Origin of the sequence: Mycobacterium avium subsp. avium (genome assembly GCF_009741445.1) — a bacterium.
Lineage (GTDB): Bacteria > Actinomycetota > Actinomycetes > Mycobacteriales > Mycobacteriaceae > Mycobacterium > Mycobacterium avium.
In genome coordinates this window covers 3,349,608-3,368,949 of sequence record NZ_CP046507.1, presented here as the reverse complement: position 1 = coordinate 3,368,949, position 19,342 = coordinate 3,349,608, and the positions used below count along the sequence as shown (strand labels likewise).

Genomic DNA, 19,342 nt, shown 5'->3' with positions numbered 1-19,342 from the left:
CACCTTATTGTGTGCGCGTGAGCTCCAACCGACGAGAACGACAAGCCCCGCCCGCCCCGGAGCCGCTGGCGCCCCTGATCGACGCCCACACCCACCTCGACGCCTGCGCCGCCGGACCGGAGACGGGAGCCGCCGGCGTGCGGGCCATCGTGGACCGCGCGGCGGCGGTGGGGGTGCAGGCGGTGGTCACCGTCGCCGACGATCTGGACTCGGCGCGCTGGGTCACCCGCGCGGCGGAGTGGGATCCGCGGGTGTACGCGGCCACGGCGCTGCATCCCACCCGCGCCGACGCGCTGGACGACGCGGCGCGCGCCGAGATCGAGCGGCTGGCGGCCCACCCCCGGGTGGTGGCGGTCGGGGAGACCGGCATGGACCTGTACTGGCCGGGGCGGCTGGACGGCTGCGCCGAGCCGCCCGTGCAGCGCGAGGCCTTCGCCTGGCATATCGATCTGGCCAAACGGTGCGGGAAACCGCTGATGATCCACAACCGGGAGGCCGACGCCGAGGTGCTCGACGTGCTGGCCGCCGAGGGTGCCCCGGACGTGGTGATCTTCCACTGCTTCTCGTCGGATGCGGCCATGGCCCGCCGCTGCGTGGACGCCGGCTGGCTGCTGAGCCTGTCCGGCACCGTGAGCTTCCGCAACGCCCGCGCCCTGCGCGAAGCCGTGCCGTTGATACCGCCCGGGCAGCTGCTGGTGGAAACGGATGCGCCGTTTTTGACCCCGCACCCGCACCGGGGGAGGGCCAATGAGCCCTACTGCCTTCCTTATACTGTTCGGGCGATCGCCGAACTGGTGGATCGCCGCCCCGAAGAGCTGGCCGCGGTGACGACGGACAATGCTCGACGGGTGTACGGACTGGCCTGACGATCAGGGCCGGCGAACGGGTGATTCTTTTAACATCGCCGCGTCGGAGTTGCCCAATATTGGCCGGTTCGTTACCGTCTTGTGATCGAACGGGTGGGCCTGCGGGCCCTTCATTTCTGAATTGCCGCTGAGTGAGTGGTTGCTGAGGTTGGGTAGCGCGCGTTGAGTGTATTGACAAAACTTCATCAGAACCCTTCGCCGATGTTGCGGCTCGTGGTCGGGGGGCTGCTGGTAGTCCTGGCATTCGCGGGCGGATACGCGGTTTCGGTGTGCAAGACGGTGACGTTGACCGTCGACGGTGTCGCCATGCGGGTGACCACGATGAAGTCCAAGGTGATCGACGTCGTCGAGGAGAACGGCTTCGTCGTCGACGACCGTGACGACCTGTACCCCGCCGCCGATGTCGCGGTGCACGACGCCGGCAAGATCGTGCTGCGGCGCAGCCGCCCGCTGCAGATCTCCCTGGACGGCCACGACAGCAAGCAGGTGTGGACCACGGCCTCCACGGTCGACGAGGCGCTGGCCCAGCTGGCCATGACAGATACCGCCCCGGCCGCGGCCAACCGCGGCAGCCGGGTGCCGCTGGCCGGCATGGCCCTGCCCGTCGTCAGCGCCAAGACGGTGCGCATCAACGACGGCGGCGCCGTGCGCACCGTGCATCTGGCGGCACCCAACGTCGCGGGCCTGCTCAGCGCCGCCGGCGCGCCGCTGGCCGAAAGCGACCAGGTGGCGCCCCCGGCGTCGGCGCCGATCGTCGACGGCATGGAGATCCAGGTGACCCGCAACCGGATTCAGCAGGTCACCGAGCGCATGCCGTTGCCGCCCAACGCCCGCCGGATCGAAGACCCGGACATGAACATGAGCCGCCAGGTGGTCGAGGATCCCGGCAGCCCGGGCACGCAGGACGTCACCTTCTCGGTGGCCACCGTCAACGGCGTGGAGACCGGCCGGCTGCCGATCGCCAACACGGTGATCACCCCGGCCCGCGAATCGGTGGTCCGGGTCGGCACCAAGCCCGGCACCGAGGTCCCGCCGATCAGCGACGGCTCCATCTGGGACGCCATCGCGGGCTGCGAAGCCGGCGGAAACTGGGCGATCAACACCGGTAACGGGTATTACGGCGGTGTGCAGTTCGACCAGGGCACGTGGGAGCGCAACGGCGGGTTGCGGTTCGCCCCGCGCGCCGACCTGGCCACCCGCGAAGAGCAGATCACCGTCGCCGAGGTGACCCGAGAGCGCCAGGGTTGGGGTGCGTGGCCAGTGTGCAGCGGAAGAGCTGGTGCGCGCTGACCATCCGGCTCCTCGGGCGCACCGAGATCAGGCGGCTGGCCAAAGAACTTGAATTTCGGCCACGGAAATCCCTCGGCCAGAACTTCGTGCACGACGCCAACACGGTGCGCCGGGTGGTGTCGACGTCCGGGGTGAGTCGCTCCGACCACGTCCTGGAGGTCGGTCCCGGGCTTGGCTCGCTCACGCTGGCGTTGCTGGACCGCGGCGCCCACGTCACCGCCGTGGAGATCGATCCGGTGCTGGCCGAGCGGTTGCCGCACACCGTCGCCGAACACTCGCACAGCGAAATCCAGCGCCTGACCGTGCTCAACCGCGACGTGCTGACGCTGCGCCGCGACGAGCTGGCCGAGCCGCCGACCGCGGTGGTGGCCAATCTGCCCTACAACGTCGCGGTCCCGGCCCTGCTGCACCTGCTCGCCGAATTCCCGTCCATCCGGACGGTGACGGTCATGGTGCAGGCCGAGGTGGCCGAACGGCTGGCCGCCGAGCCGGGCGGCAAGGAGTACGGCGTGCCCAGCGTCAAGGTCCGCTTCTTCGGCCGGGTCCGCCGGTGCGGCATGGTGTCGCCGACGGTGTTCTGGCCGATTCCCCGGGTGTATTCGGGGCTGGTGCGCATCGACCGCTATCCGACCTCGCCGTGGCCCATCGACCCGGCCTTCCGCCGGCAGGTGTTCGAGTTGGTGGACATCGCCTTCGGCCAGCGGCGCAAGACCTGCCGCAACGCGTTCGTCGACTGGGCCGGCTCGGGCAACGAGTCGGCGGATCGCCTGCTGGCCGCCAGCATCGACCCGGCGCGCCGCGGCGAGACGCTGTCCATCGACGACTTCGTCCGGCTGCTGCAGCGGTCCGCCGATCGGGGCGGGACCGACCGCGAGGGAACCAGCCCGCCGACCGCCGGACAGGGCGCCCCGGCCCGCTGACCGCGGGACGCCCCGGGTCGCGATGCGTGTGCAAGGCGGCCGGCAGCGATAGTCTGCTGCGGTGGGTAACGATGTCTGACGGCAACACCGCCGCGGCTTGGGTGCCCACCGGGTCGGTCACCGTCCGGGTGCCCGGAAAAGTCAACCTCTACCTGGCCGTCGGCGATCGCCGCGAGGACGGCTACCACGAGCTGACCACGGTTTTTCAGGCCGTCTCGCTGCTCGACGAGGTGACCGTGCGCAACGCCGACGTGCTCTCGCTCGACATCGTCGGCGAGGGCGCCGACAAACTGCCCACCGACGAACGCAACCTGGCCTGGCAGGCCGCCGAGCTGATGGCCGAACACGTCGGCCGGGCGCCGGACGTGTCGATCATGATCGACAAGTCCATCCCGGTGGCCGGCGGGATGGCCGGCGGCAGCGCCGACGCGGCGGCAGTGCTGGTCGCGATGAACTCGCTGTGGGAGCTCAACGTGCCCCGCCGCGATCTGCGCATGCTCGCCGCGCGGCTGGGCAGCGACGTGCCGTTTGCGTTGCACGGCGGCACCGCGCTGGGCACCGGCCGCGGCGAGGAGCTGGCGACGGTGTTGTCCCGCAACACCTTTCACTGGGTGCTGGCGTTCGCCGACGGCGAGCTGCTGACCCGCAAGGTGTTCGCCGAGCTGGACCGGCTGCGGCGGGCGGGCGATCCGCCGCGGCTGCCCGGGCCGGGCCCGGTGCTGGCCGCGCTGGCCGCCGGCGACGCCGACCAGTTGGCGCCGCTGTTGGGCAATGAAATGCAGGCCGCCGCGGTGAGCCTGAACCCCGGCCTGCGCCGCACCCTGCGCGCCGGCGTGCAGGCCGGCGCGCTGGCGGGCATCGTGTCGGGCTCCGGCCCGACGTGTGCCTTCCTGTGCCCGTCGGCGGCCGCGGCCGTGGACGTCGGCACCGAGGTGTCCGGGGTGGGGGTGTGCCGCACGGTGCGGGTCGCCAGCGGACCGGTGGCCGGTGCCCGCGTGGTCCCGGCACCGACCGAGGTGTGACACCCGAGCAGCGCGGCTGTGAAAAGAGCCCCAATTTCGCCATTAGTTTGGCGCTTCCCTAAGAGGAGTTTAAGATAATCCGCGGTGACGGGAAGCGTTGAGCAGAAACACTTAATCTCATCGTCCGCCGGGCGTTCCGGCGGACGATTGATGAATCGGGCCCGACAAGGTTTTTCGGGCCCGATTCGCGCTTGTCGGACGACCGGGCGCCGCGTCTTTGCCGCGGCCGGCGACGCATCACCGATCCGAGACCGAACCGCCGCCGAACTGTGCTTACCCGCCTGCGTCGCGGGGTGGCCCGGCGGGCGGAACATGAGATTTCGGGTGCTGGGGCCAGGGCTGGAACCGAGGAGGTTTTCGTGAGCAGGTTTACCGAGAAGATGTACCGCAATGTCCGGACCGCGAAGACGGGCATGGTCACCGGTGAACCCCACAACCCGGTCCGTCATACCTGGGGCGAGGTGCACGAGCGTGCCCGCCGCATCGCCGGCGGCCTGGCCGCCGCGGGCATCGGGCCGGGTGACGCGGTCGGCGTGCTGGCCGGTTTCCCGGTGGAGATCGCCCCGACCGCGCAGGGCCTGTGGATGCGCGGCGCCAGCCTGACCATGCTGCACCAGCCCACCCCGCGCACCGACCTGGCGGTGTGGGCCGAGGACACCATGAACGTCATCGGCATGATCGAGGCGACGGCCGTCGTCGTCTCGGAGCCCTTCCTGGTCGCCATCCCCGTCCTGCAGGAGAAGGACATCAAGGTCCTCACCGTCGCCGACCTGCTGGCGTCGGACCCGATCGACCCGGTCGAGGTCGGCGAGGACGACCTGGCGCTGATGCAGCTGACGTCCGGCTCCACCGGGTCCCCCAAAGCCGTGCAGATCACCCACCGCAACATCTACTCCAACGCCGAGGCCATGTTCATCGGCGCCCAGTACGACGTCGACAAGGACGTCATGGTCAGCTGGCTGCCCTGCTTCCACGACATGGGCATGGTCGGCTTCCTGACCATCCCGATGTACTTCGGTGCCGAGCTGGTCAAGGTCACCCCGATGGACTTCCTGCGGGACACCCTGCTGTGGGCCAAGCTGATCGACAAGTACAAGGGCACCATGACCGCGGCGCCCAACTTCGCCTACGCGCTGCTGGCCAAGCGGCTGCGCCGGCAGGCCAAGCCCGGCGACTTCGACCTGTCGACGCTGCGCTTCGCGCTGTCCGGCGCCGAGCCCGTCGAACCCGCCGACGTCGAGGACCTGCTGGACGCGGGCAAGCCGTTCGGGCTCAAGCCGTCGGCGATCCTGCCGGCCTACGGCATGGCCGAAACCACGCTGGCCGTGTCCTTCTCGGAGTGCAACGCCGGCCTGGTGGTCGACGAGGTGGACGCCGACCTGCTGGCCGCCCTGCGCCGCGCCGTGCCGGCCACCAAGGGCAACACCCGCCGGCTGGCCACGCTCGGCCCGCTGCTGCAGGACCTGGAGGCGCGCATCGTCGATGAGAACGGCGACGTGATGCCGCCGCGCGGGGTCGGCGTCATCGAGCTGCGCGGCGAGTCGGTGACGCCCGGCTACCTCACCATGGGCGGCTTCATCCCGGCCCAGGACGAGAACGGCTGGTATGACACCGGCGACCTCGGCTACCTGACCGAGGAGGGGCACGTGGTGGTGTGCGGCCGGGTCAAGGACGTCATCATCATGGCCGGCCGCAACATCTATCCCACCGACATCGAGCGGGCCGCCTGCCGTGTGGAGGGGGTGCGGCCCGGTTGCGCGGTGGCGGTGCGCCTGGACGCCGGCCACTCCCGCGAGACGTTCGCGGTGGCGGTGGAGTCCAACGCCTTCCAGGACCCGGCCGAGGTGCGTCGCATCGAGCACCAGGTCGCCCGCGAGGTGGTGGCCGAGGTCGACATGCGGCCGCGCAACGTGGTGGTGCTGGGCCCGGGGACCATCCCCAAGACGCCGTCGGGCAAGTTGCGGCGCTCCAACTCCGTCACCCTGGTGACTTAGTCAGGCGAGCAGACACAAAAGCACCCAAAACATCGGCGTGTCGGGTGCTTTCGCGCCTGCTCGCGGTTCCTGCGCTACCAGGCGTGCACCCGGTTCTGGGCGGGCTCGAGCCCCAGTTCGATCAGCAACTCGGTGGCGTCGGCGGCCTGCTCGCAGATGGTCGGGACGTCGGCGCGTTCGGTGCTGGTGAAGTTCTCCAGCACGAAGGCCGCCGGGTCCTTGCGCCCCGGCGGGCGGCCGATTCCGATGCGGACGCGTTGAAAGTCCTTGCTGCCCAAGGCGTTTGCCACTGAGCGCAGGCCGTTGTGGCCACCCTCGCCGCCGCCGATCTTGAGCCGGATGCGGCCGAAGTCCAAGTCGAGATCGTCGTGGATGACGATGATGTCGCCCGGCGGCACCGAATAGAACTTCGCCAGCGGGCCGACCTGGCGGCCGGATTCGTTCATGTAGCAGCGCGGCTTGGCCACCACCACGGAGCGCCCGGCCAGCCGGCCGCTGACGATCTCGGCGCCGGACCGCTTGTGCGCCTTGAACTTCGAACCCATCCGCGCCGCCAGCAGGTCGGCGACCATGAACCCGACGTTGTGCCGGGTGCGGGCGTAGTTGTCTCCGGGATTGCCCAGGCCGACCACCAGCAACGGCTCGGCCACGATGCGACCCGCCTACTCGGACTCGGCTTCGGCGGCCTCTTCTTCGCCGGCCTCTTCCGCCTCGGCCGCCGCGGGCTCCTCGGTGACCTCGCCAGCGCCCTCCTCGGCGAGTTCCTCGGCCGTCGGGGCGTTGACCACGTTGACCACCAGCAACTCCGGGTCGGAGATCAGGTTGACGCCCTTGGGCAGGGCGATCTGCCCGGCGGTGAACTGGGTGCCGGGTTCGGCGTCTTCGACCGACACGGTGAACTGCTCGGGAATCGAGAGGGCCTCGGCCTCGATCTCGATGGTGCTGGCCTCCTGGGTGACCAGCGAGCCGGGCGCGGCGTCGCCCTCGATGACGACGGTGACCTCCACGACCACCTTCTCGCCGCGGCGCACCACCAGCAGGTCGGCGTGCTGAATGGTGCGGCGGATCGGGTGGATGTCGAGCGCCTTGGTCAGCGCCAGCTGTTCCTTGCCGTCGATGTCGAGGGTGAGCACCGCGTTGGTGCCGGCGTGCCGCAGCACGGCCGCGAAGTCGTGGCCGGGGAGCTCCAGGTGCTGGGGATCGGTGCCGTGGCCGTAGAGGACGGCGGGGATCTTGCCGGCGCGGCGGGCCCGCCGGGACGCGCCCTTGCCGGTCTCGGTTCGCACCGCGGCCGTCAGTTGGTTGAGTGCTTGCTTGGCCATCGTGTCGCTCCTGTGTGCTGTTGCGCTGTGTTCGGGGCAAGGCCAGGACGCGACAGTCGTCGGTCTCCGTCGATAACGGTGCTGGCCAGCCAGCCACCCTCGCCGTGACGCCCGGCCAGGTTAGCGCATGCGCACCTCAGAGCGGAAATTCGGTCTTGGTGAGCTGCTCGGAGAGCGCCCACAGCGCCGCCGCCATGCCGGCATCTTTGGCCCGCCGGCTGCGTCCGACCGGTTGGGTGCGGCCCAGGTAACCGAAGCGGGGGCCGACGAAGGTGTCCCCGGGCAGATCCTGGGACGCCGCGTACAGGGTTTGCCGGGCGCCGAAATCGGCGTCGGTGGCGACGACCCGCGTCGCCGCCGACATCAGCGCGTCGCCCAGCTTGCGGCCCGAGGCGCCCTGCAGGTTGGTGTGCGAGTAGCCGGGGTGGGCGGCCAGCGCGCGCAGCGGGGAACCGGCGGCCGTCAGGCGGCGCTGCAGCTCGCTGGTGAACAGCAGGTTGGCCAGCTTGGACTGGCTGTAGGCCAGCCACGGCGAGTACCGGCGCGACCGCCAGTTCAGGTCCTCGAGGTTGATCCGTCCCGGCCAGTGCGCCATCGACGACACCGTCACGACGCGGTCGGTGAGCCGGGGCAGCAGCAGGTTGGTCAGCGCGAAATGGCCCAGGTGGTTGGTGCCGATCTGGCTCTCGAAGCCGTCGACGGTCAGCGCGTACGGGACGGCCATGATGCCGGCGTTGTTGATCAGCACGTCGGCCCCGCTCACCCCGTCGGCGAACCGGCGCACCGACGACAGATCCTGCAGGTCGAGTTCGCGGACCTCGACCTGGCCGGCCATCGTCCGCGCGGCCGCCTCGCCCTTGCGGGTGTCGCGCACGGCCATGATGACGGTGGCCCCCCGTCGCGCCAGCTCGCGGGCGGTCACCGCACCCAACCCGCTGTTGGCGCCGGTGATGACGACGGTTCGCTGCGCGAACGACGGTAGGTCTGCGGCGGTCCAGCCTGTCATGGCTGCTAACACTAATCGCCGCGGCCGCCGGGCGCCGGGCGGCTACTTCGCCGCCACCACGAAGCCGTGGATGATCGCCTCGATGTCGGTCGACTCCGCGGCGGCCTGATCGGCCAGGCTGGTGATCGTGAGCTGCACCAGATAGCGCTGATGCGCCGGCGGCGATCCGGTGGCGATGACGATCCGGTTCCAGCTGTGCAGCCGCATGCCGTCCAGGTCGTAGCTGCCCTGGATCATCGACGAGGGAAAGCCGTTGTACGGGGCGCCGGACGCGTCCAGCTGCTTGAAGTTCTCGAACAGCTGCGCGTCGTCGTTGCCGTGCTTGATGACTTGGGCCGGGTCGAAATCGCCGCTCAGCTTGAAGACCACCAGCCGCGCCGTGGGGAACTTGCCGCCCTTGGAGATCATCACCGTCTGCGGGCTGATGTTCGGGCTGCTGAACGGCGCCCAGCCCGGCGGGGTCGGGATCGACACCGTCAGATCCGGCAGCGACGCCGGGGCCACCTGCTGCCCGGTGACACCGATGCTCTGCAGATACTGCGACAGCGGGACCGGCTTCGCCGTGGCGCTGGTGGTGGTGGTGGTCGTCGTCGGCGTCTTCGACAGGATCGATTGGTAGTCGGGCGGTTTCGGTGCGCAGCCGGCGGTGGCCACGGCCAGTGCAACCGCCGCGGCGACGGCCGCGCAGCCGCGGAGTCGGTTCACAGAATCTCGCGGACCGCGTCGATCGGGCGGGCCAGCCGAGTGCCCTTCGGCGTGACGACGAAGGGCCGTTCGATCAGAATCGGGTGTTCGATCATGGCGTCGAGCAACTGCTCGTCGGACGCCTCGGCCAGGTTGAGCTCGTCATACAGCGACTCGCGCTTGCGCACCGCGGTGCGCACGTCGATGCCGGCGTCGCGGATCATCTTCACCAGTTCGGCGCGCGACGGCGGGGTCTTCAGGTATTCGACGATGCTCGGCTCGAAACCGTTGTCGCGCAACAACTCCAACGTCTTGCGGGAGGTGCTGCAGCGGGGGTTGTGGTAGATGGTCGCGCCCTGAGCCATCTAGGCGTCCCCGTCGAAAAGCCCTGTGACCGAACCGTTTTCGAAGACCGCCCGGATGGTGCTTGCCAGTAGCGGCGCGATGGACAGCACCGTCAGCTGCGGGAACCGCTTTTCCTCGCCGATCGGCAGGGTGTTGGTCACGATCACCTCCCGGGCGCCGCAGGAGGCCAGGCGCTCGGCGGCCGGATCGGAGAGCACACCGTGGGTCGCGGCGATGATCACGTCGCCGGCGCCCTCGTCGCGCAGCAGCTTGACCGCGCCGGCGATGGTGCCGCCGGTGTCGATCATGTCGTCGATCAGCACGCAGGTCCGGCCGGCCACCTCGCCCACCACGCGGTTGGACACCACCTGGTTGGGCACCCGCGGATCGCGGGTCTTGTGGATGAAGGCCAGCGGCACGCCGCCCAGCGCGTCGGCCCATTTCTCGGCGATGCGCACCCGGCCGGAGTCGGGGGAGACGACGACCATGTTGCCGTCGGGGTAGTTGTCGCGGATGTAGCCCGTGAGCAGGTTCTGCCCGCGCATGTGGTCGACCGGCCCGTCGAAGAAGCCCTGGATCTGATCGGTGTGCAGGTCGACGGTCACGATCCGGTCGGCGCCGGCGGTCTTGAGCAGGTCGGCGACCAGGCGCGCCGAGATCGGTTCGCGGCCGCGGTGCTTCTTGTCTTGGCGGGCGTACGGGTAGAACGGCATCACCGCGGTGATCCGCTTGGCGCTGCCCCGCTTGAGGGCGTCGATCATGATCAGCTGTTCCATCAGCCAGCTGTTCACCGGCGCCGGGGCGGACTGCAGCACGAACGCGTCGCAGCCGCGCACCGATTCGTGGAACCGCACGAAGATCTCGCCGTTGGCGAACTCGCGCGCGGTCTGGGCGGTGACGTGGACGTCGAGTTCCTTGGCCACCTGCTCGGCCAGCTCCGGGTGCGCACGACCGGAGAAGAGCATCAGATTTTTGCGGTTATCGGTCCAGTCGTGGCTCAACGCACTGCCCTCGCCATGTCGGGGTCGAGATGAGGATCAAAAGAAGGCCCCATCGTACGAAGCGAATAGTACGGAAATGTCGCCGGGTTGCCAGCTACCCAACCCGCGGTGTCTATTCGGCCTCCCCGGCGGGACGGCCCCCGGCGGCCTTCTCGGCGGCCTCCGCCGCTCGCGCGGCCGCGCTGCCGGGGCGTTTGCGGCGCACCCAGCCCTCGATGTTGCGCTGCGGACCGGCGGACACCGCCAGCGCGCCGGGCGGCACATCCTCGCGCACCACGGTGCCCGCCCCGGTGTAGGCGCCGTCGCCGACCGTGACCGGGGCCACGAACATGGTGTCGGACCCGGTCCGCACGTGCGAGCCCACGGTGGTGCGCCGCTTGGACTCGCCGTCGTAGTTGACGAACACGCTGGAGGCGCCGATGTTGCTGTGCTCGCCGATGTCGGCGTCGCCCACGTAGGTCAGGTGCGGCACCTTGGTGCCGGTGCCGATGGTGGCGTTCTTGGTCTCGACGAACGCCCCCAGCTTGCCGTCGTCGCCCAGCACGGTGCCGGGCCGCAGATAGGCGAACGGGCCGACGGTGGCGCCGGCGCCGACGGACGACCCGGTGCCGTGGGTGCGCACCACCGACGCGCCGTCGCCGACGCTGACGTCGGTCAGGGTGGTGTCCGGCCCGACGACGCAGTGGCCGCCGATCTGGGTGCGGCCCAGCAGCTGGGTGCCCGGGTGGATGACGGTGTCGCGACCGATGGTGACGTCGACGTCGATCCAGGTGGTGGCCGGGTCGACGACGGTCACGCCCGCCAGCTGATGGGCGGCCACGATGCGGCGGTTGAGCTCGGCGCCCAGCTGGGCGAGCTGCACGCGGTTGTTGACGCCGGCCACCAGCGCGCTGTCGTCGACGTGGCGGGCGCGGATGGGCAGGCCGTCGCCGCGCAGGATCGCGATGACGTCGGTCAGGTACAGCTCCTGCTGGGCGTTGTCGGCGCTCAACCGGTTCAGCGCCGAGCGCAACGCCGCCGTGTCGAAGGCGTACACCCCGGCGTTGACCTCGCGGATTTCGCGTTGCGATTCGGTGGCGTCGGCGTGCTCGACGATCGCCGTCACCTCGTTGTCCTGGGTGCGCAGGATGCGGCCGTAGCCGCTGGGGTCGCTCAGCGTCGTGGTCAGCACGGTGACCGCGGCCCGGGTCGCGGTGTGGCCGGCGATCAGGTCGGCCACGGTGTCGGCGTCCAGCAGCGGGGTGTCGCCGGAGGTGACGACCAGGACGCCGGCGTAGTCGTCGGGCAGCGCCGACAGGCCACACCGGACGGCGTCGCCGGTGCCGCGGGGCCGTTCCTGCAGCGCCACGTCGATGGGGCGGCCCAGGTCGTCGGCCCAGTCGGCGATCAGCGGGGCGATGCGCTCGTGGTCGTGGCCCAGCACCACGGCCAGGTGTTGCGGCGCCACCTTGGCGATGGCGTGCAGCAGATGGGACAGCATGCTGCGGCCGCCGAGCGTGTGCAGCACCTTCGGGGTGTCCGACCGCATCCGGGTGCCGGGCCCGGCCGCCAGCACCAGGACCGCGGTATCACCAGGAGACGACATCGACCCTCCTCAAACCCCGGCGCGACGGTGCCCGTCGGTGCGACGACACGCCGTCAAGCGTGGCACTTGCGGCACGCTCGAGGCAAAAGGGCTCGTGCCTGTTGGTGCTCCGTCGCCAGGACTCGAACCTGAACTCTCAGAACCAAAATCTGATGTGCTGCCGATTACACCACGACGGATCGCCGGGCCCCTAGGGCCGCGCCAACCCAAGACTTTAGACGCTGCGGGCCGATCGCGGCGCCGCGGGAAAGACGGGCGGCACGGCGCGGGCGACGCTATACGCTGATTGACGTGGCCGTGCTGGACTCGCAAACCCACAAGGACCCGGACAAGGAGGTGCGGGCGCCGCGCGCGCGGATGACCGGCAGCGAGCGCCGGCAGCAGCTCATCGGCATCGCGCGCTCGCTGTTCGCCGAACGCGGCTACGAGGGCACCTCGATCGAGGAGATCGCGCTGCGCGCCAACGTGTCCAAGCCGGTGGTCTACGAGCATTTCGGCGGCAAGGAGGGCCTGTACGCCGTCGTCGTCGACCGGGAGATGTCGGCGTTGCTGGACGGCATCACCTCGTCGCTGACCAACAACCGGTCCCGGGTGCGCGTCGAGCGGGTCGCGCTGGCGTTGCTCACCTACGTCGAGGAGCGCACCGACGGCTTCCGGATCATGATCCGCGACTCGCCGGCCGCGATCAGCTCGGGCACCTACTCCAGCCTGCTCAACGACGCCGTCAGCCAGGTCAGCTCCATCCTGGCCGGCGACTTCGCCCGGCGCGGCCTGGACCCCGACCTGGCGCCGCTGTACGCCCAGGCGCTGGTGGGTTCGGTGTCGATGACGGCGCAATGGTGGCTCGACACCCGCGAGCCCAAGAAGGAAGTGGTGGCCGCCCACCTGGTCAACCTGATGTGGAACGGGTTGACGCATCTGGAAGCCGACCCCCGGCTGCAAGACGAGTGAGCGTTCCGCGGGTGTAACGCCACGGCGGTCTCCGGCCGGATTCGGCCGCCGTGGCGTTACGAGCGGCGAGCCAGGGCTACCCGCGGTCGCGGGCCAGCAGGTCGGCCACGGTTTCGCGGCGGACCAGTTCCCGGGCCCGGCCCTCGCTGACCGCCACCAGCGGCGGGCGCCCGACCATGTTGTAGTTCGACGCCATGCTGTGGTGGTAGGCGCCGGTACAGGCCACGGCCAGCAGGTCACCCGGGCGCAGATCGGCGGGCAGCCCGACGTCGCGGGCGATCTCGTCGCCGGACTCGCAGTGCCGGCCCGCCACCGTGACCCGCTGCTTGAGGCCCAGCGGATGCCGGTTGGCCAGCGCGACGGCATACCGCGCGCCGTACAGCGACACCCGCGGGTTGTCGCTCATGCCGCCGTCGACGGCGACGAAGGTCCGCCCGCCGCATTGCGTCTTCACCGAGCACACCCGGTACAGGGTCACCCCGGCCCGACCGCTGATGGCCCGGCCCGGCTCCACCACGATCTGCGGGCGGGGGAACCGCTCGGCGGCGCACGCCTCGTCCAGGGCGTCCTCGATCACGTCGGCCAGCTGGTCGAGGTTCAGCTCCGGGTCGCCGGACGCATACGGAATGGCATGTCCCCCACCGATATTCAGCTCGGTCAGGATGACGCCGTGCCGGGCCCGGACATCGGCCATTGCGGCGATCATCCGGCGGATCGCCTCGCCGTACAGGGCGGGGTCGGACACCTGCGAGCCGAGGTGGCAGTGCAGGCCGACCAGGTCGAGGATGGGGTGGGCCAGCACCCGGCGCACCGCGTCGGCCGCGTGGTCGCCGGCCAGGGTGAAGCCGAACTTCTGGTCGCTGACGCCGGTGGTGACGGCGCGGTGCCCGTGGATGTCGATGTCGGGGGTGACCCGGATGAGCACCGGCTGGCGGCGACGGGCCAGGCCGGCCAGATACGCGATCTCGATGGTCGAATCCAGCACGATGCGGCCCACCCCGACGCGCACCGCCTCGCGCAGCTCCTCGGGCGATTTCGCGTTGCCGTGCATGACGATGCGGGCCGGGTCGACCCCGCCGGCCAGCGCGGTGGCCAGTTCACCGGCCGAGCAGACGTCGACGCCGAGGCGCTCCTCGCGGGCCCACCGGGCCACCGCGGTGCTCAGCAGCGACTTGCCGGCGTAGACCACCTCGACGCCGCGCAGCGCCCTGCGGTACCGGCGGGCGCGGCACCGGAAGTCGGCTTCGTCGACGACGTAGACCGGGGTGCCGAACTCGTCGGCGACGTCGCCCAGCGGCACGCCGCCGACGCACAGCCGGCCCTCCTCGTCGGGATGGGCGGTGACGGGCCAGATCGCGGGATCGAACCGTGGGGGAGCCGCGTGACCCAGCGACGGCAGGATGTCCAGCAATGTCATGCATCCAACCTGCGCGCGCGGGGCGCCGGCCGGTGCGTTTCTTACGCTCCCTTGACGGCGACGAGCTCAATATTGACGTGGTTCGCCCCCGTCCGGCGGTCCCGCCCGGCGGCGGCGAGCGCCGCGTCGGCGGGAGCAGGGAGCCGGGCGCGCCGCCCTAGAATGGAATTCATCATGACCGCACCGGGGGCTGCTCGCCCAGAAACCCCGATCGCGGGGCTCGTTGAATTGGCGCTCACCGCGCCGACCTTCCAGCAGTTGATCGACACCGCGGCCGCATCGCCGGCCGACCTGAGCCTGGTGGGTCCAGCCAGCGCGCGACTGTTCGTCGCCAGTGCGCTGGCGCGGTTGGGCCCTTTGCTGGTAGTCACCGCGACCGGGCGCGAAGCCGACGACCTGACCGCTGAACTGCGCGGCGTCGTCGGCGATGCCGTGGCCGTCTTCCCGTCCTGGGAGACGCTGCCGCACGAGCGGCTCTCGCCGGGCGTCGACACCGTCGGCGCCCGGTTGACGGTGCTGCGGCGGCTGGCCCACCCCGACGACGCGAGGCTGGGGCCGCCCCTGCAGGTGGTGGTGACCGCGGTCCGCTCGCTGCTGCAGCCGATGACCCCGCAGCTGGGTCTGGTGGAGCCGGTGACGCTGAGCGTGGGCCAGGAGATCGAATTCGAGCACGTGATCGCGCGGCTGGTCGAGCTGGCCTACAGCAGGGTCGACATGGTGGGCCGGCGCGGCGAATTCGCCGTGCGCGGCGGCATTCTCGACGTCTTCCCGCCGACCGCCGAGCACCCGGTGCGGGTCGAGTTCTGGGGCGACGAGGTCAGCGAGATGCGGATGTTCTCGGTCGCCGACCAGCGTTCCATCCCCGAGATCGCGGTCGACACCGTGATCGCGGTGCCCTGCCGCGAGCTGCTGCTCACCGAGGACGTGCGGGCCCGCGCCGCGGAGCTGGCCGCCCAGCACCCGGCGAGCGAGCCGGCCATCACCGGCAGCGTCAGCGACATGCTGGCCAAGATCGCCGACGGCATCGCGGTCGACGGCATGGAGGCGCTGCTGCCGGTGCTGCGGCCCGGCAAGCAGGTGCTGCTCACCGATCAGCTGGCCGAGCGCACCCCGGTGCTGCTGTGCGACCCGGAGAAGATCCGCACCCGGGCCGCCGACCTGATCAAGACCGGCCGCGAGTTCCTGGAGGCCTCCTGGTCGGTCGCGGCGCTGGGGACCTTGGAGAATCAAGCGCCGATCGACGTCGAGCAACTGGGCGGATCGGGCTTCGCCGAGCTGGACGAGGTGCGGGCGGCGGCGGTCCGGGGCGGGCACCCGTGGTGGACGCTGAGCCAGCTGTCCGACGAGTCGGCGGTGGAGCTGGACGTGCGGGCGGCGCCGTCGGCGCGCGGCCATCAACACGACATCGACGGCATCTTCGCGATGCTGCGCGCCCACGTCAGCACCGGCGGCCACGCCGCCGTCGTCGCGCCCGGCACCGGGACCGCACACCGGGTGGTGGAACGGCTGGCCGAATGCGACACCCCGGCCGCCATGCTGGAATCCGGCGCGGCGCCCCGGGCCGGCGTCGTCGGGGTGCTCAAGGGACCGCTGCACGACGGCATCGTCATCCCCGGCGCGAACCTGGTGGTGATCACCGAGACGGATCTGACCGGCAGCCGGGTCGCCGCCGTGGAGGGCAAGCGGCTGGCAGCCAAGCGGCGCAACACCGTCGACCCGCTGGCGCTGACGGCCGGTGACCTGGTGGTGCACGACCAGCACGGCATCGGCCGGTTCGTGGAGATGACCGAGCGCACGGGCGGCGGGGCGCGGCGCGAGTACCTGGTGCTGGAGTACGCGTCGTCCAAGCGGGGCGGCGGTTCCGACAAGCTGTATGTCCCGATGGATTCGCTGGACCAGCTGTCGCGCTATGTCGGCGGGCAGGCGCCGGCGCTGTCCAAACTCGGCGGCAGCGACTGGGCCAACACCAAGACCAAGGCGCGCCGCGCGGTGCGCGAGATCGCCGGCGAACTGGTCTCCCTGTACGCCAAGCGGCAGGCCAGCCCCGGGCACGCGTTCTCCCCGGACACCCCGTGGCAGGCCGAGATGGAGGACGCCTTCGGCTACACCGAGACCGTCGACCAGCTGACCGCGATCACCGAGGTCAAATCGGACATGGAAAAACCGATCCCGATGGACCGGGTGATCTGCGGCGACGTCGGCTACGGCAAGACCGAGATCGCGGTGCGGGCGGCGTTCAAGGCGGTGCAGGACGGCAAGCAGGTCGCCGTGCTGGTGCCCACCACGCTGCTGGCCGACCAGCATCTGCAGACCTTCACCGACCGGATGGCCGGCTTCCCGGTGACCGTGAAGGGCCTGTCCCGGTTCACCGACGCGGCCGAATCCCGCGCGGTGATCGAGGGGCTGGCCGACGGCTCGGTCGACATCGTGATCGGCACGCACCGGCTGCTGCAGACCGGGGTGCGCTGGAAGGACCTCGGCCTGGTGGTGGTCGACGAGGAGCAGCGATTCGGCGTCGAACACAAGGAGCACATCAAGAGCCTGCGCACCCACGTCGACGTGCTGACCATGAGCGCCACGCCCATTCCCAGGACGCTGGAGATGAGCCTGGCCGGCATCCGCGAGATGTCGACGATCCTGACCCCGCCGGAGGAGCGCTACCCGGTGCTGACCTACGTCGGCCCGCACGACGACAAGCAGGTGGCGGCGGCGTTGCGGCGCGAGCTGCTGCGCGACGGGCAGGCCTTCTACGTGCACAACCGGGTCAGCTCGATCGACCGGGCGGCGGCCCGGGTGCGCGAGCTGGTGCCCGAGGCGCGGGTGGTGGTGGCGCACGGGCAGATGCCCGAGGAGCGGCTGGAACGCACCGTGCAGGGGTTCTGGAACCGCGAGTACGACATCCTGGTGTGCACCACGATCGTGGAGACCGGGCTGGACATCTCCAACGCCAACACGCTGATCGTCGAGCGCGCCGACACGTTCGGGCTCTCGCAGCTGCACCAGCTGCGCGGCCGGGTGGGGCGCAGCCGCGAACGGGGTTACGCCTACTTCCTGTATCCGCCGCATGCCCCGCTGACCGAGACGGCGTATGACCGGCTGGCCACCATCGCCCAGAACAACGAGCTCGGCGCGGGCATGGCGGTCGCGCTGAAGGACCTGGAGATCCGTGGCGCGGGCAACGTGCTGGGGGTGGAGCAGTCCGGGCACGTCGCCGGCGTCGGCTTCGACTTGTATGTGCGGCTGGTGGGCGAGGCCGTCGAGGCGTACCGGGCCGCGGCGGACGGCCAGACCGTCACCACCGCCGAGGAGCCCAAGGACGTGCGGATCGACCTGCCGGTGGACGCGCACCTGCCGCCGGACTACATCGCCAGCGATCGGCTGCGGTTGGAGGCGTATCGGCGGCTGGCCGCCGCGGGCTCGGACGACGAGATCGACGCGGTGGTCGAGGAACTCGTCGACCGCTACGGGGCGCTGCCCGAACCGGCCCTGCGGCTGGTGGCGGTCGCCCGGCTGCGGCTGCTGTGCCGCGCCGCCGGCATCACCGAGGTGTCGGCGCCGTCGGCGGCCACCGTCCGGCTCTCGCCGATCACGCTGCCCGATTCGGCCCAGGTGCGGCTGAAGCGGATGTATCCGGCCGCCAGCTACCGGGCCACCACGTCGACCGTGCAGGTTCCCATCCCGCGCGCCGGCGGGGTGGGCGCGCCGCGGCTGCGTGACGTCGAGTTGGTGCAGATGGTGGCCAACCTGGTGACGGCGCTGCAGGGTAAACCGCAGACGGATGTCGGCACCGGCGCGCCGGTGGCGGCGATGGCCAGTGAGGAGGGGCGCGGGTGATTGTGATCTTGTGCGACCCGCGCCGGCCGTCGCTGGTGCCGGTCGAGGCCGTCGAGCATCTCACCGGCGAGGTGCAGTACACCGAGGAGATGCCGATCGCGGTGCCCTGGTCGCTGCCGGCGGCGCGCCCGGTGCACTCCGGCGACCCCGATGACCCGGCGCCGGTGCTGCTGTCGTCGGACCGCGACCACCCCGCCGTCACCGCCCGGCTGGCCGCCGGGGCGCGGCTGATCTCGGCGCCGGACGCCCCGCGCGGCGAACGGCTGGTCGACGCGGTGGCGATGATGGACAAGCTGCGCACCGCCGGACCGTGGGAAAGTGAGCAAACCCACGAGTCGCTGCGCCGGTTTCTGCTGGAGGAGACCTACGAGTTGCTGGACGCGGTGGCCGGCGGCAACGCCGAGGCGTTGCGTGACGAGCTCGGTGACGTGCTGCTGCAGGTCCTCTTCCACGCCCGCATCGCCGAGGACGCCCCGCAGTCGGCCTTCACCATCGACGACGTCGCCGCCGCGCTGATCCGCAAACTGGGCAACCGGGTGCCGGGAGTGCTTGCCGGGCAAACCATTTCGCTCGAAGAGCAGCTGGCGCAGTGGGAAGAGCGCAAGGCGGCCGAGAAGCCGCGGAAATCGGTGATGGACGACGTGCACACCGGGCAACCGGCGCTGGCGCTGGCGCAGAAGGTGATCGGGCGGGCCGAGAAGGCCGGTCTGCCCGCCGACCTGATCCCGCCGCAGGTCACCTCGATCGCAATATCGGCCGACGTGGACGCTGAAAGTGCTTTGCGCACAGCGGTTTTGGATTTCGTGGCAACCGTCCGCGGTGTCGAGCGCTCGATCGCGGCGGCGCGCCGCGGCACCAGTGTCCCCGACGAGTTCGACATCGCCCCGCTCGGTGAGATCTCCGAGCAGGAGTGGCGGCAGCACTGGCCGGCGGGCGACACCGATCCCGAGCCGGCCCCCGCCGAGCAGCTCACCGACGACGCCGGCGGCGACGAGAACTGAGCGGCCGGTCCCGTTGGCCATCGGCCCGTGGCGTGTTCACCGCCGCCGAGAGCGATCACCGCATTGTTTGCCGGATTTAGCACCCGCGCCTCGGTAATATCGCG

Annotated in this window: 16 protein-coding genes and 1 tRNA gene; 8 read left to right on the top strand and 9 right to left on the bottom strand. The window is 70.7% G+C overall.

What is annotated here, in order from left to right:
* The first annotated feature begins 11 nt into the window (after nucleotides 1–11).
* From MAA44156_RS15535 to MAA44156_RS15515, 5 genes are all read left to right on the top strand, one after another.
* A complete protein-coding gene (locus tag MAA44156_RS15535) occupies nucleotides 12–866 on the top strand; it encodes a TatD family hydrolase (RefSeq protein WP_009975298.1) in 855 nt (284 codons plus the stop codon).
* Nucleotides 867–1,028: 162 nt separating this feature from the next.
* Nucleotides 1,029–2,156, top strand: a complete 1,128-nt coding sequence (locus MAA44156_RS15530) for a resuscitation-promoting factor (RefSeq protein WP_033716354.1) — start codon at nucleotides 1,029–1,031, stop codon at nucleotides 2,154–2,156.
* Nucleotides 2,120–3,076: a 16S rRNA (adenine(1518)-N(6)/adenine(1519)-N(6))-dimethyltransferase RsmA gene (gene rsmA / locus MAA44156_RS15525; protein ID WP_009975296.1), complete on the top strand. Its 957-nt coding sequence runs from the start codon at nucleotides 2,120–2,122 to the stop codon at nucleotides 3,074–3,076. The genes MAA44156_RS15530 and rsmA overlap by 37 nt, the downstream gene beginning before the upstream one ends.
* Nucleotides 3,077–3,147: 71 nt before the next feature.
* Nucleotides 3,148–4,098 (top strand): 4-(cytidine 5'-diphospho)-2-C-methyl-D-erythritol kinase, encoded by a 951-nt coding sequence (locus MAA44156_RS15520; RefSeq protein WP_205590177.1) that lies wholly within the window; start codon nucleotides 3,148–3,150, stop codon nucleotides 4,096–4,098.
* A 359-nt stretch (nucleotides 4,099–4,457) separates the two neighbouring features.
* The gene (locus tag MAA44156_RS15515; RefSeq protein WP_009975294.1) at nucleotides 4,458–6,092 is read left to right on the top strand and encodes a fatty acyl-AMP ligase; all 1,635 of its coding nucleotides are present in this window, start codon (nucleotides 4,458–4,460) and stop codon (nucleotides 6,090–6,092) included.
* A gap of 74 nt (nucleotides 6,093–6,166) precedes the next feature.
* On the opposite strand, the gene pth is transcribed toward MAA44156_RS15515, so the two are convergent.
* From pth to MAA44156_RS15475, 8 genes are all read right to left on the bottom strand, one after another.
* Complete coding sequence (gene pth, locus MAA44156_RS15510) at nucleotides 6,167–6,742, bottom strand: aminoacyl-tRNA hydrolase (RefSeq protein ID WP_003872744.1); 576 nt, start codon at nucleotides 6,740–6,742, stop codon at nucleotides 6,167–6,169.
* Between the two features lie 12 nt (nucleotides 6,743–6,754).
* Nucleotides 6,755–7,414 (bottom strand): 50S ribosomal protein L25/general stress protein Ctc, encoded by a 660-nt coding sequence (locus tag MAA44156_RS15505; protein WP_003872743.1) that lies wholly within the window; start codon nucleotides 7,412–7,414, stop codon nucleotides 6,755–6,757.
* A 136-nt stretch (nucleotides 7,415–7,550) separates the two neighbouring features.
* Nucleotides 7,551–8,420, bottom strand: a complete 870-nt coding sequence (locus MAA44156_RS15500; protein WP_009975293.1) for an oxidoreductase — start codon at nucleotides 8,418–8,420, stop codon at nucleotides 7,551–7,553.
* 42 nt (nucleotides 8,421–8,462) lie between these two features.
* Nucleotides 8,463–9,125, bottom strand: a complete 663-nt coding sequence (locus MAA44156_RS15495; protein ID WP_009975292.1) for an LpqN/LpqT family lipoprotein — start codon at nucleotides 9,123–9,125, stop codon at nucleotides 8,463–8,465.
* On the bottom strand, nucleotides 9,122–9,469 hold the full coding sequence (arsC, locus tag MAA44156_RS15490; protein WP_009975291.1) for an arsenate reductase (glutaredoxin): 348 nt from the start codon (nucleotides 9,467–9,469) through the stop codon (nucleotides 9,122–9,124). Before arsC ends, MAA44156_RS15495 begins: the two co-directional genes overlap by 4 nt.
* Nucleotides 9,470–10,450 (bottom strand): ribose-phosphate diphosphokinase, encoded by a 981-nt coding sequence (locus MAA44156_RS15485; protein WP_003877535.1) that lies wholly within the window; start codon nucleotides 10,448–10,450, stop codon nucleotides 9,470–9,472.
* A gap of 112 nt (nucleotides 10,451–10,562) precedes the next feature.
* Complete coding sequence (glmU, locus tag MAA44156_RS15480; protein WP_011723975.1) at nucleotides 10,563–12,035, bottom strand: bifunctional UDP-N-acetylglucosamine diphosphorylase/glucosamine-1-phosphate N-acetyltransferase GlmU; 1,473 nt, start codon at nucleotides 12,033–12,035, stop codon at nucleotides 10,563–10,565.
* Between the two features lie 107 nt (nucleotides 12,036–12,142).
* Nucleotides 12,143–12,214, bottom strand: a tRNA-Gln gene (locus MAA44156_RS15475).
* Between the two features lie 178 nt (nucleotides 12,215–12,392).
* Between MAA44156_RS15475 and MAA44156_RS15470 the strand changes: the two genes are divergently transcribed.
* Nucleotides 12,393–12,986 carry a TetR/AcrR family transcriptional regulator gene (locus MAA44156_RS15470; RefSeq protein ID WP_003877537.1) on the top strand — a complete coding sequence of 198 codons (594 nt, stop codon included), beginning with the start codon at nucleotides 12,393–12,395 and terminating at the stop codon, nucleotides 12,984–12,986.
* A 76-nt stretch (nucleotides 12,987–13,062) separates the two neighbouring features.
* Here MAA44156_RS15470 and lysA read toward each other — a convergent pair whose 3' ends face one another.
* Entirely contained in the window at nucleotides 13,063–14,403 is a 1,341-nt protein-coding gene (gene lysA / locus MAA44156_RS15465) for a diaminopimelate decarboxylase (protein WP_009975288.1), read from the bottom strand.
* A 174-nt stretch (nucleotides 14,404–14,577) separates the two neighbouring features.
* On the opposite strand from lysA, the gene mfd reads away from it, so the two are divergent.
* The gene (mfd, locus tag MAA44156_RS15460; protein ID WP_162990982.1) at nucleotides 14,578–18,237 is read left to right on the top strand and encodes a transcription-repair coupling factor; all 3,660 of its coding nucleotides are present in this window, start codon (nucleotides 14,578–14,580) and stop codon (nucleotides 18,235–18,237) included.
* A complete protein-coding gene (locus tag MAA44156_RS15455; protein ID WP_009975286.1) occupies nucleotides 18,234–19,238 on the top strand; it encodes a nucleoside triphosphate pyrophosphohydrolase in 1,005 nt (334 codons plus the stop codon). Before mfd ends, MAA44156_RS15455 begins: the two co-directional genes overlap by 4 nt.
* The last annotated feature ends 104 nt before the right edge of the window (nucleotides 19,239–19,342 follow it).